This window comes from Streptomyces sp. NPDC087422 (assembly GCF_044744145.1).
GTDB lineage: Bacteria > Actinomycetota > Actinomycetes > Streptomycetales > Streptomycetaceae > Actinacidiphila.
The window spans coordinates 1-15,490 of sequence record NZ_JBIUXT010000009.1 but is presented as its reverse complement, the minus strand read 5'-3'; the positions used below and the strand labels follow the sequence as shown (position 1 = coordinate 15,490).

8 protein-coding genes and 1 pseudogene are annotated in these 15,490 nt (G+C 70.6%); 7 read left to right on the top strand and 2 right to left on the bottom strand.

Annotation, left to right across the window (positions count from 1 at the left end; all coding sequences use genetic code 11):
• Window positions 1–282 precede the first annotated feature (282 nt).
• Entirely contained in the window at window positions 283–1,530 is a 1,248-nt protein-coding gene (locus ACIO6U_RS26110; RefSeq protein WP_391161515.1) for an Ig-like domain-containing protein, read from the bottom strand.
• A 399-nt stretch (window positions 1,531–1,929) separates the two neighbouring features.
• Here ACIO6U_RS26110 and glgX point away from each other — a divergent pair, with 399 nt between their 5' ends.
• The 3 genes from glgX to ACIO6U_RS26095 all read left to right on the top strand — a co-directional run bounded on the left by glgX (window position 1,930) and on the right by ACIO6U_RS26095 (window position 6,463).
• A complete protein-coding gene (gene glgX / locus ACIO6U_RS26105) occupies window positions 1,930–4,167 on the top strand; it encodes a glycogen debranching protein GlgX (RefSeq protein WP_391161516.1) in 2,238 nt (745 codons plus the stop codon).
• A 290-nt stretch (window positions 4,168–4,457) separates the two neighbouring features.
• Window positions 4,458–5,756 carry an MFS transporter gene (locus tag ACIO6U_RS26100; RefSeq protein ID WP_401723095.1) on the top strand — a complete coding sequence of 433 codons (1,299 nt, stop codon included), beginning with the start codon at window positions 4,458–4,460 and terminating at the stop codon, window positions 5,754–5,756.
• Between the two features lie 326 nt (window positions 5,757–6,082).
• Window positions 6,083–6,463, top strand: coding sequence for a hypothetical protein (locus tag ACIO6U_RS26095; RefSeq protein ID WP_401722777.1), 381 nt, complete (start codon window positions 6,083–6,085; stop codon window positions 6,461–6,463).
• A gap of 9 nt (window positions 6,464–6,472) precedes the next feature.
• Here the strand turns inward: ACIO6U_RS26095 and ACIO6U_RS26090 are convergent.
• Window positions 6,473–6,767 (bottom strand): annotated as a pseudogene (locus ACIO6U_RS26090) (transposase family protein); the annotation flags it as partial.
• A gap of 121 nt (window positions 6,768–6,888) precedes the next feature.
• Between ACIO6U_RS26090 and ACIO6U_RS26085 the strand changes: the two are divergent.
• The 4 genes from ACIO6U_RS26085 to ACIO6U_RS26070 all read left to right on the top strand — a co-directional run bounded on the left by ACIO6U_RS26085 (window position 6,889) and on the right by ACIO6U_RS26070 (window position 15,331).
• Window positions 6,889–7,371: a hypothetical protein gene (locus ACIO6U_RS26085; protein WP_401306250.1), complete on the top strand. Its 483-nt coding sequence runs from the start codon at window positions 6,889–6,891 to the stop codon at window positions 7,369–7,371.
• Window positions 7,372–8,494: 1,123 nt separating this feature from the next.
• Entirely contained in the window at window positions 8,495–10,483 is a 1,989-nt protein-coding gene (locus ACIO6U_RS26080) for an ABC transporter ATP-binding protein (RefSeq protein WP_401722773.1), read from the top strand.
• Window positions 10,480–12,411, top strand: a complete 1,932-nt coding sequence (locus ACIO6U_RS26075; protein ID WP_401722771.1) for an ABC transporter ATP-binding protein — start codon at window positions 10,480–10,482, stop codon at window positions 12,409–12,411. The genes ACIO6U_RS26080 and ACIO6U_RS26075 overlap by 4 nt, the downstream gene beginning before the upstream one ends.
• 571 nt (window positions 12,412–12,982) lie before the next feature.
• Window positions 12,983–15,331 carry a M4 family metallopeptidase gene (locus ACIO6U_RS26070; protein ID WP_401723092.1) on the top strand — a complete coding sequence of 783 codons (2,349 nt, stop codon included), beginning with the start codon at window positions 12,983–12,985 and terminating at the stop codon, window positions 15,329–15,331.
• Window positions 15,332–15,490: the final 159 nt, after the last annotated feature.

The window sequence follows — 15,490 nt, the reverse complement described above, 5'->3', positions numbered from 1 at the left end:
CGCAGCCAATATCGGCTTCAACTCTTGCTCTCCCCTACCGCCCGGAACACCTGAACTCCCCTGGTCAGCGCAAGACAATCACACGGAACAAGCGCGAGTGCTCACGAGATTGTCACCGTTCCGTCCCAGATGGCTGTGGACCGGGGCCGGTCGGGGGTGTAGTGGGGGTGCGGCGGACGGGGAGCCCGCGTGCGCGGGCGGGGCGGCGGACTGGGGAGCCCGCGCATGCGGGACGGGGGCGGCGGACTGGCGAGCCCGCGCGCGGGACGGGCGGGGCCGCCGCTACAGCGCGGAACCCGCCTGCCACTGGGCCCAGCTGAGATTCCAGCCGCCCATCCCGTTGTCGGCGGCGACCGTGCGGTCATGGGAGTTGGTCACGCGGATCGGGTCGCCGACCAGGGAGTGGTCGAAGAACCAGCCCGCCGGGCTGGTGGCGCTGCCGCCCTTGACGTCGCGCAGCCCGATGCAGCCGTGGCTGACGTTGGTGGTGCCGAAGACCCCGGCGGGCGACCAGTAGTTGCCGTGCACGAAGGTGCCGGAGTTGGTCAGCCGCATCGCGTGCGGGACGTCCGGGATGTCGTATTCGCCGCCGAAGCCGACCGTCTGGCCGTTCATGCGCGTGACGGCGTGCTTCTCGGCGATGACCATCACGCCGTCGTACGTGGTGTGCTGGGGCGCGCCGGTCGAGGCGGGGAGGGTGCGCACGACCGCGCCGCCGCGCCGGACGACCAGGGTGTGCGCCACCGCGTCCACGGTGCTGCGCTGGTCGCGGCCGATGGTGAACCGCACGTCCTTGGACTGGGTGCCGTAGACGCCGGGCGCGCCCTGGACGTCGCGCAGCCGCAGGTGGAGGGTGACGCGGGTGCCGGCCTTCCAGTAGTCGGCGGGGCGCAGGTCGAGCCGCTGGCCGCCGAACCAGTGGCCGGTGACGGTGACGGCGGGTACGGATGTGACCGTGATGGCGCGTTCGACGGCGGCGCGGTCGGTGACCGGGCGGTTGAACCTCAGCGAGACGATCATGCCGACGCCGACGGTCGAGCCGTTCTCCGGGGTGAAGAAGCCGATGAAGGTGTGCTGCGGCACGAGGGTGGTGAAGTCGGCGTGCTTGGCGGCCGGGCGGCCCTGCTCGTCGACCGCGTAGGCGTCGACGGTGTAGCGGGTGGCCAGCGCGAGGCGTCCGGTGGGCTGCCAGCCGCTGCCGTCGGCGGCGAGGGTGCCGGGCACGGGGGTGCCGTCCGCGCTCTTGGCGGTGACCCCGGTGAGCTTGCCCTGGCCGACGGTGACGCGCAGCGTCCCGCTGGCGGGTACGTCCTTCGCGCCGTCGCCGGGCGATACGGTGATGGCCGCCTGCGAGACGTCCGGTACGGCGGTCGAGGTGTCGGTCGACGTGGCGCTCGGCGCCCGGTCGTCACCCCCGCCCGTCCCGCCGGACCCGCCGGACCCGCCCGGTCCCCCGCAGCCCGCGATCAGCGTCGCACCCAGTACCACTCCCGCACCCGCGCGCAGCACGCGCCTCACCGCTGTCTTCACGCACCGTCAACGAGACGACCGCCGCCGGGGAAACGCGCTGTCCGCCGGCACGTGCACCGATCAACCGTGTGACTCCGTACCCCCCGGTGGGAATGAATGGAGCAGCGGGTGCGGGGAAACGGCCGTCGACGCGGGGAGGGACACCCGGCGTACGGTACGGACCCGGCCCGCCCTGCCGGCACAGCGCACCTGGTCACAGCTCGGTCCTTCGGAGCCGCGGGAGGCATACACGTGTCAGAGACACGCGAACACGGCGTCGTGGGACGCCCGGAGGGTCTTCCGCTGCCCGCAGGCGATCCGGGGGTGGCGACCGTACCGCCGCCGTCGCCGGTGCCGGGCCCGGCCGTACCGCGGGACCCGTCTGTCGCACTCGCCCCGGCCGTACCGCGGAATCCGCCGGTGGCTTCCGTATCGCTGCCGTCCGGTGCGTCGGACCGGCGGGTGGCGCCGCGGCTCGCGACCGTGTGGCCCGGCTCGGCGCAGCCGCTCGGCGCGCGTTTCCACGCCGGTCCCGGCGGGCGCGCGGGCACCAACTTCGCGCTGTGGGCGGGCGGGGCGGAGTCCGTCGAGGTGTGCCTGTTCGACGCGGACGGCACCGAGACGCGGGCGCCGCTGACCGAGCTGACCCATGAGATATGGCACGGCTTCGTACCGGACGCGCTGCCGGGCCAGCGGTACGGCTACCGGGTCGGCGGTCGCTGGGACCCGTGGACCGGGGCCCGCTGGAATCCGGCGAAGCTGCTGCTCGACCCGTACGCGCGGGCGGTGGACGGCGACTTCACGCTGGTCCCCGAGGTGTACGGGCACGTGCGCGACTGGCCCGAGCGGCAGGTCGCCGACACCGTGCGCGACAACCGCGACTCGGCGCCGTACGTCCCCAAGGGCGTCGTGGTCGACGATGACGACGACTGGGAGGACGACCACCGGCCGAAGACGCCCTGGTCGGACTCGGTGATCTACGAGTTGCACGTGCGCGGTTTCACCCGGGCGCACCCGGACATTCCGCCGGAGCTGCGCGGTACGTACGCCGGTCTCGCGCACCCGGCGGCCATCGCCCATCTGACCCGGCTCGGGGTGACCGCCGTCGAGCTGCTGCCGGTGCACCACTTCGCGCACGAGGAGCACCTGGAGCGCAAGGGGCTGCGCAACTACTGGGGTTACAACTCGATCGGCTACTTCGCGCCGCACGCCGCGTACAGCGCGAGCGGCACGCGCGGCGAACAGGTCGGCGAGTTCAAGCGGATGGTGCGGGCGCTGCACGCGGCGGGCATCGAGGTGATCCTCGACGTGGTCTACAACCACACCGCCGAGGGCGGCGAGGGCGGCCCCACGCTGTCGCTGCGCGGTATCGACAACCGCGGTTACTACCGGCTCCAGCAGGACGCGCGGCGCTACGCCGACTACACCGGCTGCGGCAACACCCTCAGCGTCGTCCAGCCGCACGTGCTGCGGCTGATCACCGACAGCCTGCGCTACTGGGTGACCGAAATGGGCGTGGACGGCTTCCGGTTCGACCTGGCGGCGGCGCTGGCCCGCTCGACGCACGACGTGGACATGCTCTCCCCCTTCCTCACGGTGATCGCCCAGGACCCGGTGCTGCGCCGGGTCAAACTGATCGCCGAGCCGTGGGACGTGGGCTCCGGCGGCTACCAGGTGGGCGCCTTCCCGCCGCTGTGGACGGAGTGGAACGACCGGTTCCGCGACACCGTACGGGACTTCTGGCGGGGCGCGGCCGGGGACGTACGCGATCTGGCGTACCGGCTGTCCGGGTCGAGCGACCTGTACGACTGGGGCGGGCGGCGGCCGTACGCCTCGGTCAACTTCGTCACCGCGCACGACGGTTTCACCCTGCGCGACCTGGTGAGCTACGAGCGCAAGCACAACGAGGCCAACGGCGAGGACGGGCGGGACGGCACCGACGGCAACCGGTCGTGGAACTGCGGCGCCGAGGGGCCGACCGACGACCCCGGCATCAGCGCGCTGCGCCGCCGCCAGATCCGCAACCTGCTCTCCACACTGCTGCTGTCCACCGGGGTGCCGATGCTGGTCGCGGGCGACGAGATGGGGCGGACGCAGGGCGGCAACAACAACGCGTACTGCCAGGACAACGAGGTGAGCTGGATCGACTGGTCGCTGGCGGACGATCCGGCCTGGCGGTCGCTGTCCGATCTCGCGGCGCGGCTGATCGCCCTGCGCCGGGCCCATCCGGTGCTGCGGCGCGGCGGCTTCTTCTCCGGGCTCGCGCAGGCGCCGGAGGGGCTGCGCGATCTGGCCTGGTTCGGGCCGCGCGGCGAGGAGATGACGGACGAGGACTGGTTCGCGCCGGGCTCGACGCTGGGGATGTTCCTGTCGGGGCAGGAGATTCCGCAGCGGAACGCGCGGGGGGAGGCGGTCGTGGACGACAGCTTCCTGCTGATCGCGCACGCGGGGTCGCGGCCCGCCGCTTTCACGCTGCCGGGGTCGCCGTGGGCGGCGGCGTACGAACTGCTCGTCGACACCGCCCTGGAGGAGCAGACGGCGGCGCCGGAGGGGGCGCGTGCGGCGGCTGGTTCCGAGGTGGCGGTGGCGGAGAGGTCCGTACGGCTGTACCGGGCGTGCGGCGGCGGTGAGGGGCGGGAAGAGCTGCTCAGCGGGTGAGTTCGGTCACCGGAGCGGGTGGGCGGCGGGGGGTGCCGCGGGGTGGCGGGGGCCGGGGTGGGGGGTGGCGGGGGCCGGTGCGTTGACCGGGGGGTTGACCGGTGCGGGGGATGGCGTGGACCGGTGCGTTGACTGGTGCGTGGACCGGCGCGGGGGATGGCGTGGACCGGTGTGGACCGGTGTGGACGACACCGAATGGTCCAGTCCACTATGTCCTGGTGACCTCTTCCGCGCCCAGCCCCGACCGCGCCGGGGCCGATGCCGCCGAGCCGCTTTCGCAGCCGAATCTCATGCCGTTGTCCGACGCCGCGGTGGACCTCCCGCGCACGTCCCCGCTCCCTGGCAAGGAGCGGCTGTGGTCGGCGAATTTCCGGTTCTACTTCACGGCCCGCTCCGTCGCCATGCTCGGCGACACGATGCTGCCGGTCGCGCTGTCCGCGGGCCTGATCCAGTACGGCTACTCGGCCGGTGACATCGGCCTGGTGATGGCCGCGTCCACCGCGTGCTTCGCCGGATTCGTCATCTTCGGCGGGGTCTTCGCGGACCGCTTCAACGCGCGGCGGCTGATGATCGGCGCCGATCTCGTACGCGTCGGCACGCAGTCCACCGCGGCGGTGCTCTTCCTCACCCACCACATCACGCTGTGGGAGATGGCGCTGATCGCCGTCGTCAACGGCACGGCGGCGGCCATGTTCCAGCCGGGCGTGGCCAGTACGGTCGTGCGGGTCGCCACCGATGTGCAGGGCGCCAACGGTGTGACCCGTACCGCCGAGTCCGTCGCGGGGCTGGCCGGGCCCGCGGTCGCCGGTGTCCTGATCGGCTTCACCTCACCGGGCGTCGTCTTCGCCGTCCACGCGTCCACGTATCTGGTCAGCGCGCTGTGCCTGATCGCGCTGCGGCTGCGACCGCTTCCAGCGAAGAAGGGTGCCGGGACGGGGTCGGGGTCGGGCACCGGCTCGGGCACTGGCACTGGCACTGGCACGTTCAAGGCCGATCTCGCGGAGGGCTGGCGGGAGTTCCGCGCGCGCACCTGGATGTGGGGGGTGATCGTGATCTGGATGGGCTACATGATCTTTGTCTTCGGCCCCTACATACCGCTCGCCGCCGGTCAGATCATCCCCGAGCACGGCGCGGGCGCCTACGGCCTCGTCAACTCCGCCCTCGGCGGCGGCACCGCGGTCGGCGCGCTGATCGCCATGCGCGTACGCGCGGACCGCCCCTTGCGCGCGGGCTCCATCGCCCTCTTCGGCACCGCCCTGATGCCCGCCTCGGTCGGCTTCGACCTCCCGGTCCCCGCGATCGCCGCCTGCGTCTTCGGCTCCGGCATCTGCTGGGCCTACTGGGGCGTCAACTGGGCCACCAGCGTCCAGACCCAGGTCCCCGGCGAGATCCTCAACCGCATCCACGCCTACGAGGTCGCCGGCTCCATCGCCATGATGCCCGTCGGCCAGTCCCTCGCCGGCCCCGCCTCCGCCGCCTTCGGCGCCCGCCACGTCCTCCAGACCGGCGCCGTGGTCACCCTCATCGTCTGCACCCTCCTCCTCTCCGTCCCCGCCATCCGCAACCTCCGCCGAGTCCCCACGACGTAGGGCCTGTCTGGCGGATCACGACCGGCCCCTCACCACCCGCCCCAACGGGCAATTCCGTTGCCCCGGACCGCCGGTACAACCAGGCTCACTCTGGCCACGACGAGGTCGGTCAGCGCGGCGAGATACCGCCGCCCTGCTGGGTCGAGTTCGACGACCACCGCGCCACCGACCACGGGAAGCGTCCCCTCGCGCCGTCTCCACGTCATCGGTGGGCACGGCCAGGTCGTACGACCCGCTTCCGGTCGTCAACTCGAACCGCCGGAACGTGAACGCCCCCGGCACGCGTTCCCTCAACTAAGGACTGTCCCGCAGAGAGTTTGTAAGGCTTGGGTGACGGCGATGCCGGTGTGGCGGATACGGTGGAGCGGTTCATCGGTAGGGGGCTGGGGGGAACAGTGGGGCGCAGTGAGCTTCCCGTGGAGAACGCTGGTGAAAGGGATCTCTGTCTGTTCATCGAGCCGTACGGCGAGGACTTCTACCTCAAGCCTGGGGAGGTCTTCACGGTCGCACCTGAAGCCGAAGGGCTCGATGTCTGGTTCTCCACCCTTGTCTGGGAGGGAGGCATCACCGTGTGGCCCTACGAGAACGGCGATCCGACCAGGATTGTCCTTGAGTACACAGTGACCGACGCCAACGGGACTCGGCTGGAGTGCGGTCACCAAAGGCCGCCGAGGCCGACCGGTTCTGACATGCCTGCACTGGAATGACCCCCTCAGTCACCGGGTCGGAGCAAGATTGTGAAGCCGGGCGACGCCGAGCACAGCTCGGTACACGCCATCGCCTTTGAGGCGGCAGTCGCGGAGGATCTTCCAGCTCTTCATCCGGGCGAAGGTGTGCTCAACGCGAGCGCGGACCTGTTTGTGGGAGCGGTTGTGCTTCTCCTTCCGGGGCGAAGTTCTTCGCCCTTACGGCGGCGGTGCGGGATGACCAGACCGGTGTCCTGGTAGCCGCCGTGACGATAGTCATAGCGGTGCCGACGGCAGCCTTGGCCCCGGACTCCCCCCAGCCACGGGAGGGTGGGCACCAGGGTCCCGCCGACGATGAGGCACGGTGTCCTTGCGATCGTTTCACTCGGCAGAGAAACAACCACCGCCCCATACCCTCCCGGCCTGATTCGGTCCAAAATGCCGCCATGGATGACGAAGAGCACAACGAGGCAGCTGCACGCACATTCCTGTCATGCGCCACCGAGGTGGCGCGGCTGATGGATCTCGGGAACGCGGCCGACGTGCCGGAAACCCGCCGGGCACGGCACCTGGCCCATGCGGTGCGCAAGCCACTGCTCCAACGCGCCTACCTACCCGAAGAGTTCTTCGCCCCGTTGATGGCCGCAGCGGTCTACGACCCGGACCCTAGCTTCTGCCGCTGGTTCGCCGAACCAGCCGTCTACGCCTTCGGACGACGCCGTGTCATGAGCGCACTACTCGACTATCTACGGACAGGCACGGACGCCGAGCAGGCGGGGGCCGAGCGGGCCTGGTACTGCGCCCACGTGCCGCTCCGCGCAGAGCGGTCCCCGGCCTATGCGCCAGGCGGAAGGCGCGATCCCGCGCTGGATGAGTCCAGCGATGTGAAGGACGAGTGGCGGGAAGCGCTTCGACGATCGGCCAGGTGACCGGGCCGCCTCGAAACCTGAGCCAGCCCCGGTGCCATAGACCTGCTGCTCACTCTGACCATTGAGCGGGACAGCCCTTAATCCTGGTTATCTGTCCTTCGTTCTAGCAGCCAAATGCCCGATTGAGCCGCGGCAATGTACTCCTCACCCAGATCAGGACGTCCAACTGCAACTTCACTCGAATGTGATTCTCCAGAAACCAACCGGAGCAGAGTAACCATAAGATGACTCCACACGAATGGCTTTACCCCATACCCCAAGCCGGCCAAATTTACGGAAACCGCTGGGACCGCGGCCCCGAAAAGCATTGACTGGACTTCCAGATGGCCATCCAAGCCGTGATCAAAGATGTCACCGGGCACAGCAGCGTCGAACAGCCACGATAAGGTCTCCGGAATGCGCCTCGCCGTCTCCCCGCACCCGCACTGGTACGCATCCCAGTCGTGCCGGTGCAATTGGCATCTCATGCCACACCTTGCCCGCACCAGCGTTCCGCACAGCTTCCGCCACACGAGCAGGGTACTGCCATGGCCCCCGTGGGTACCCGTATACCCGCGGTACAAGTTCGACACTTCGCTTTCTCCGTGGCCGCACTTCCGGCTCGACCGCGATACTCATTTGCCGCCGGAATACGACTCTCATTCAGCGTGACGGGAAACCGGAGGGCCGCTGACTGCGGATTCTGCGCGGCGGCGCGCGACTTGACGATCACGTTCTCGGCGAATCCGTCCGCGACCGCGGAGACCACGAGGTCCACGTCGGGCAGCACGGAGGCGTAAGTGGCCGTGGCCCCGGTCAGGGTCGGCGCCGGGAGCGTCCACGGAGCGGTGATGCCGTACGACTTGCCGTCCACCGTGACGGTCGCCAGCGGGCCGGTGCCGCCGCCGAGTCCCGACGGCCTCACCCGCCCCCGGCGCGGGGACCACGCGGAGGGCGGCCTCGCCGTCTGGTCCGGGGGGCCTCGGGTCATGGCGAGGTAATGAATTCTTCAAGGATTCGCATGGTGTGCGACAGGTGATCGCGGGGGCGGCCCCGTGCCCGTGGCGGGAAGAGATCGGAGGGGCGTGGGCGCGGCGGAAAACAGGGTGAGCGGTGTCGGTGGTCGCGCCTAATGTCGGGAGGGATGTCTGCCACGACCACTGACCCCGCGCCCGCCGTCCGTTCGAGATCAGCGATTCGGTCGCTGCTGCGCCTTTGGCCTTATGTGCGGGCGGTGCGGGTGCGGTTGGGGGTGTCCGCGGTGGTGGGCGCGGGCGCGTCGTGCGTGGCGCTGCTGATTCCGCTGGTGCTGAAGTGGATGGTGGACGGCCCGGTCTCGGACCACGATCCGGCCGGGGTGTGGCTCGGCGGCGGGCTGATCCTGCTGCTCGGGCTGCTGGAGGCGCTGCTGTTCGGGATCAGGCGGTGGCTGGTGGCCCGGCCGCTGGCCGGGGTCGAGGCGGCGATGCGGGCGGATCTGTACCGGCATCTCCAGCGGCTGCCGGTGGAGTTCCACGACCGCTGGGCGTCGGGGCAGTTGCTCTCGCGGGCGACGATGGACCTGCAGATCCTGCGGATGTTCCTCGCCTTCCCGCTGGTCTTCCTGGTGGTCAACACCGTCACCGTGCTGATCGGCTTCGCGATCCTGTTCGCGCAGTCCTGGCTGCTCGGCCTGGTGCTGCTGGCGCCCGCCGTGCCACTGATGATCATGTGTTCCGTCTTCGAGACGCGGTACGCGCTGGCCGCCCGCCGCGCGCAGGACCAGGCGGGCGATCTGGCCACGCTGGTCGAGGAGTCGGTGCTGGGCATCCGGATCATCAAGGCGTTCGGCCGGCACCGCAGCCAGGCGCGGGCCTTCCGCGCGCAGACCCGGGGGCTGTGGCGTACCGAGATGCGCAAGGCGCGGCTCCTCTCGGACATCTGGGCCGTGATCATGACGCTGCCCGAGGTGGCGATCGGCGCCGCGCTGGTGTGCGGTGTGCTCCAGGTCGCGGACGGCAAGCTGTCGGCGGGCACCCTGGTGGCGTTCCTGTCGACCGCGCTCGCGCTGCGCTGGCCGGTCGAGTCGATCGGCTTCCTGCTCGCGATGAGCAACGAGGCGGCCACCGCCGCCGACCGGTACTTCGAGGCGATGGACACCCCCGAACCCGACAGCAGCGGCAGGACCGGCAGGACCGGCAGCACCAGCGGGAGCGAGGACGACGGAAGCGCCGCGAGGGCGACGGACGGCACCGGAGCCGGACGACCGAGCGACGGCCTGCGCATGCACGCCGTCCGCTTCCGTTACCCCGACGCCCCCGACGCGGGCCCCGACCTCCTCAAGGGCGTCGACCTGCACATCGGCCCCGGCGAGACGATGGCGCTGGTCGGCGCCACCGGCAGCGGCAAGACGACCCTGACCGCGCTGCTCCCCCGGCTGCACCAGGCGACCGGCGGCCGGATCACCCTGGACGGCGCGGACATCGCCGACCTGCCGGTCAAGCGGCTGCGCGAACTGCTCGCCGTCGCCTTCGAGGAGCCGACGCTGTTCTCCGCGACCGTACGGGAGAACGTGGCGATGGGCGCGGGCCCTGAGGGCGCCGACGAGGCGGACATCGTACGAGCCCTGGCCGTCGCGCAGTGCGGCTTCGTGGAGCGGCTGCCGCAGGGCCTGGACACGCAGGTCGGCGAGCAGGGCCTGAGCCTTTCCGGCGGGCAGCGGCAACGGCTCGCGCTGGCCCGCGCGGTGGTCGGCCGCCCGCAGTTCCTGGTCCTGGACGACCCGCTGTCGGCGCTCGACGTGCACACCGAGGCGCTGGTCGAGGCCGCGCTGCGCGAGGTGCTGGCCGACACGACCGCGCTGGTCGTCGCGCACCGCCCGTCCACGGTGATGCTCGCGGACCGGGTGGCGCTGCTGGAGGACGGCCGGATCACGGCCGTCGGCACGCACGCCGAACTGCTGCGGGACAGCGCGGTCTACCGCCACCTGATGTCGGGCGCCGACGAAGAGCCGGGTGCCGACGAAGAGTCAGGCGCCGACGAAGAGCCGGACGCCGAGGGGCACCCGGACCTGCCGGAGCAGCACGGCGCCGAAGAACGGACCGGGGAGGCCGACGAGGTTTCCGCCGCGCGGGAGAGGAGCGACGCCCGATGACCTCCGCGACAGAACAGGGCGCGACGGAACAGGGCTCGACGAAAGAGAGGGCGGCGAAAGAGGACGCGACAGAAGCCGGCGCCACCGAGGAGTACGACTTCGACGAGCCCACCGCCGCGCCGCTCCCGCCCGACGACCCCTTCGCCAAAGACGTCCTGCCCGCCCCGAAGAACGCCCAGTTCACCCTCCTGCGCTCGCTCCTCGGCCCGCACCGCGCCCGCGTCTGGCTGGCCGCGATCCTGCTGCTGGTCCAGCAGGCGGCCGTGCAGGCGGGCCCGCTCCTGGTGGCGTACGCCATCGACCACGCCATCCCGGCGGTGCGCGACGGCCGGCACGGCGCGCTGATCGCGGTCGCCTGCGGCTACATGGGCTGCGGCATCGCCTCCGGCACGCTCCAGCGCTTCTTCATCCGGGTCGCCGCCCGGGTCAGCCAGGACGTGCTGGTCGACCTGCGCGGCCGGATCTTCCGGCACGCCCAGACCCTCAGCCTGGACTTCCACGAGCGCTACACCTCGGGCCGGCTGATCTCCCGCTCCACCTCGGACGTCGAGTCGATCCGCGAACTGCTCAACGACGGCCTGGACGAGCTGATCGAGGTCGTGCTGTCGGCGGTCTACATCACCGCGCTGCTGATCTTCCTCGACTGGGAGCTGGGACTGGCGGCCCTGGTGTCGTACGCCCCGCTGTACGTGGCGATCCGCGTGTACCAGCGGCGCTCGATGGTCGCCTACCGCAAGCGGTCCACGGCCATCGCGGCCGTCATCGTGAAGTTCACCGAGACGATGAACGGCATCCGCCCGGTGAAGGCGTTCCGCCGCGAGGAGCCGAACGACGAGGCGTTCCTCGAACTGAACCACCGCCATGAGCGGGCCAACGGCGACGCGATCCTGGAGATGGCGCGTTACGTCGTCGGCTCCCGCGTGATCGCCAACGTGACGATCGCCGCGATCGTGATGTGGGGCGCGTACCGGGTGGCGGACGGCGGGATGGCGCTCGGTGTGCTCGCCGCCTTCGTGCTGTATCTGCGGCGGCTCTACGACCCGATCGACCGGCTCGGCATGTTCCTCAACTCCTATCAGTCCGCGGCGGCTTCACTGGAGAAGATCGCCGGGCTGCTGGCCCAGCGGCCGACCGTGCCGGAGCCCGCGCCCGAGCGCGCGGTGCCGCTGCCGGAGCGGGCGGGCGAACTGCCGGGCCGCGAGGTCGTCTTCGACGAGGTGCGCTTCGCGTACCGCACGGGCGGCGAGGTGCTGCCGCGGTTCTCGCTGCGGCTGCCCGCGGGGCAGACCGTCGCCGTGGTGGGCGCGACCGGCGCGGGCAAGTCGACGCTCGCCAAACTGCTGGCCAGGTTCTACGACCCCACCAGCGGCCGAGTGCTGCTGGACGGCGTGGAGTTGAGCGATCTCACGCAGACCGATCTGCGGCGCGGGGTCGTGATGGTGACGCAGGAGGCGTTCCTGTTCTCCGGGACGGTCGCGGAGAACATCGCGATCGGCCGGCCGGACGCCTCCCGCGAGGATGTGGAGGCCGCCGCGAAGGCCATCGGCGCCCATGACTTCATCGCGGCGCTGCCGGACGGCTACGACACGGACGTACGCAAGCGCGGCGGCCGTATCTCCGCGGGCCAGCGCCAACTGGTCGCCTTCGCGCGGGCGTTGCTCGCCGACCCCGGCGTGCTGATCCTGGACGAGGCGACGTCCTCGCTGGACGTGCCGGGCGAGAAGGCCGTCCAGCACGCGATGCACACCGTGCTCAACGGGCGTACGGCGGTGATCATCGCGCACCGGCTGTCGACCGTGGAGATCGCCGACCGGGTCCTGGTCATGCGCGACGGCCGGATCGTCGAGGACGGCACCCCGGACGAACTCATCGCGGACGACGGCCACTTCGCCGGACTCCACCAGGCGTGGCGGGACAGCCTGGTCTGACCGTCAGCGCCCCTACGACGAGGCCGTCCACGCCGACGCGGCACCCGCCCGCGTCGGCGCACCACCCCGCTGGTGTCGGCGAATCACCCCGTCCGGATCGGCGCACCGCCCCGCCCCGCGACGCCGCACCGCCCGGCCCGCGCCAACGAACCGCCCTTCGCGCCACGCGCGAAGGGCGGTTCGTATTGCCGGGACACCAACTGCGCCTGATCCAGAGGGCCGGATTGGCCCCCTCTTGACCCCATTCGCCCGCAGAAAAACTTCTTCTCCGCGCAACACCGCGATGACAAATGACCGCTATGCGAACACCGCTCACCGAACAACGGACTGTTTTCGGCCAAGTTTGCCCCACGCCACTGACATGTACCGGTAAAGGATGCCACTCTGTGCCCCGTTCCACAGCAACGCCACAGCACTACAGCAGTGCCACAGCTCTACCCGGACAGATCACCAACCCCACCTGTCCGGACTGTCACCGACCGCCCATCCGCGGTCGCCGCAGAAGGAGTGACGAGTGCGCAGATCCCCCCGCAAGGCAACAGCAGCAGGAGTGCTGATTGCCGGTGCAGCGATGCTGGCGGTCGCACTGCCCGCGGGTACGGCCTCAGCAGGCGTACCCGGGCAGGCAACGGCCCAGGCCAGTACACATGTTCAGCCGCGAGCGGGTGCGCTGCCCGCATCGCTCTCCCCGGCCCAGCAGGCCACCCTCGTCTCGCAGGCGCAGACCAAGAGCGCGGCCACCGCGTCCTCGCTGCACCTGAGCTCGGGTGAGAAGCTGGTCGTCAAGTCCGTCACCAAGGACACCGACGGCGCCGTCCACACCCGCTACGAGCGTACGTACCAGGGCCTGCCGGTCCTCGGCGGCGACTTGATCGTGCACCAGGACGCCGCAGGGGCGACCACCGGTGTCGACAAGGCGACCAACGCCTCGGTGGCGGTGGCCAGCACGACCGCGGTCAAGAGCGCGGACTCGGCGAAGACCACGGCGCTCGCCCGCGCGAAGGCGGACGGCGCGGACTCCCCGGCCGCGGTCGGCGCGCCGCACAAGGTCATCTGGGCCGCGTCCGGTACGCCCGTACTGGCCTGGGAGTCCGTCATCGGCGGCTTCCAGGAGGACGGCACGCCGAACCAGCTCCACGTCATCACCGACGCGAGCACCGGCAACCGCCTGTACGAGTACCAGGGCATCGAGACCGGCATCGGCAACAGTGAGTACAGCGGCCAGGTCACCATCGGCACCACGCAGTCCGGGTCGACGTACACGCTGACCGACGGCGGGCGCGGCGGCCACAAGACGTACAACCTGAACCACGGCACCTCCGGCACCGGCACGCTGTTCTCGCAGTCCAGCGACACGTGGGGCGACGGCAACCCGTCGACCGCCACCACCGCCGGTGTGGACGCGGCCTACGGCGCCCAGGAGACCTGGGACTTCTACAAGAACACCTTCGGCCGCAGCGGCATACGCGGCGACGGTGTGGCCGCGTACTCCCGCGCCCACTACGGCAACAGCTACGTCAACGCCTTCTGGGACGACTCCTGCTTCTGCATGACGTACGGCGACGGCAGCGGCAACACGCACCCGCTGACCGCGCTCGACGTCGCGGGCCACGAGATGAGCCACGGCGTCACCTCCAACACCGCGGGGCTGAACTACTCGGGTGAGTCCGGCGGTCTGAACGAGGCCACCTCGGACATCTTCGGCACCGGCGTGGAGTTCTACGCCAACAACACCTCCGACCCGGGTGACTACCTCATCGGCGAGAAGATCAACATCAACGGCAACGGCACACCGTTGCGGTACATGGACCAGCCGAGCAAGGACGGCGGCTCGAAGGACTACTGGTCCTCCAGCCTGGGCGGCCTCGACGTGCACTACTCGTCGGGCCCGGCCAACCACTTCTTCTACCTGCTCTCCGAGGGCAGCGGCGCCAAGGTCATCGGCGGTGTGAGCTACAACAGCCCGACCTCCGACGGTCTGTCGGTGCCCGGCATCGGCCGGGACAACGCCCTCAAGCTCTGGTACAAGGCGCTCACCGAGCGCTTCACCTCGACCACCAACTACGCGTCGGCCCGCACCCAGTCGCTGCTCGCGGCGGCCGACCTGTGGGGCGCCAACAGCGCCACGTACAACACGGTCGCCAACACCTGGGCGGCGATCAACGTCGGCAGCCGGGTCACCACGCCCAGCGGCGTCACCGTCACCAACCCGGGCGCCAAGTCCACCGTGGTGAACACGGCGGCCAGCCTCCAGATCCAGGCGAGCACCACCAACGGCGGCGCGCTGACCTACACCGCGACGGGCCTGCCGGCCGGTCTGTCGATCAACGCCTCCAGCGGCCTGATCTCGGGCACCCCGACCGCGACCGGCAGCTCCAGCGTGACGGTCACGGCGAAGGACTCCACCAACGCCACCGGTACGGCCACCTTCACCTGGACGGTCACCAGCGCGGGCGGCGGCGGCTGCACCGCGGCGCAGCTCCTGACCAACCCGGGCTTCGAGAGCGGCAACACCGGCTGGACGACGACGTCGGGCGTGATCGACAACAGCACCGGCGCCGCGTCCCACGGCGGCTCGTACAAGGCGTGGCTGAACGGCTACGGGACCACGCACACCGACACGCTCGCCCAGTCGGTCACGATCCCCGCCTCGTGCACAAGCGCCACCTTCACCTACTGGCTCTACATCAGCAGCCAGGAGACCTCCACGACCACGGCGTACGACAAGCTCACCCTCACGGCGGGCAGCACGACCCTGGTCACCTACTCCAACGTCAACAAGGGCACCGGCTACGTCCAGCGCTCGGTCGACCTGTCCTCCTACAAGGGCCAGACCGTCAGCCTGAAGTTCACCGGCACCGAGGACGCCTCCCTCGCGACGTCGTTCCTGATCGACGACGCGGCGGTCAACGTCAGCTAGCCCGTACGGCTCGTGTCTGAGTCCTGGGGGGGGGGCCCCCCCCCCCCCCGCCCCCGGCGGGGGGACGCGCCGGGGCCAGATCGACCCGAGGCCGCGGGGCTCTGGTTGGGTGGGGGCGTTGGAGGTGTGGTTGCCGCAACTTTTTTTGGGCGGGGGTGG

What these genes read in the sequence shown, in the direction of transcription:
- ACIO6U_RS26100 (WP_401723095.1), top strand. Translation starts at nt 4,458, where the DNA reads ATGCCGTTGTCCGACGCCGCGGTGGACCTCCCGCGCACGTCCCCGCTC.
- ACIO6U_RS26085 (WP_401306250.1), top strand. Translation starts at nt 6,889, where the DNA reads ATGGATGACGAAGAGCACAACGAGGCAGCTGCACGCACATTCCTGTCA.
- ACIO6U_RS26080 (WP_401722773.1), top strand. Translation starts at nt 8,495, where the DNA reads ATGTCTGCCACGACCACTGACCCCGCGCCCGCCGTCCGTTCGAGATCA.
- ACIO6U_RS26075 (WP_401722771.1), top strand. Translation starts at nt 10,480, where the DNA reads ATGACCTCCGCGACAGAACAGGGCGCGACGGAACAGGGCTCGACGAAA.
- ACIO6U_RS26070 (WP_401723092.1), top strand. Translation starts at nt 12,983, where the DNA reads ATGCTGGCGGTCGCACTGCCCGCGGGTACGGCCTCAGCAGGCGTACCC.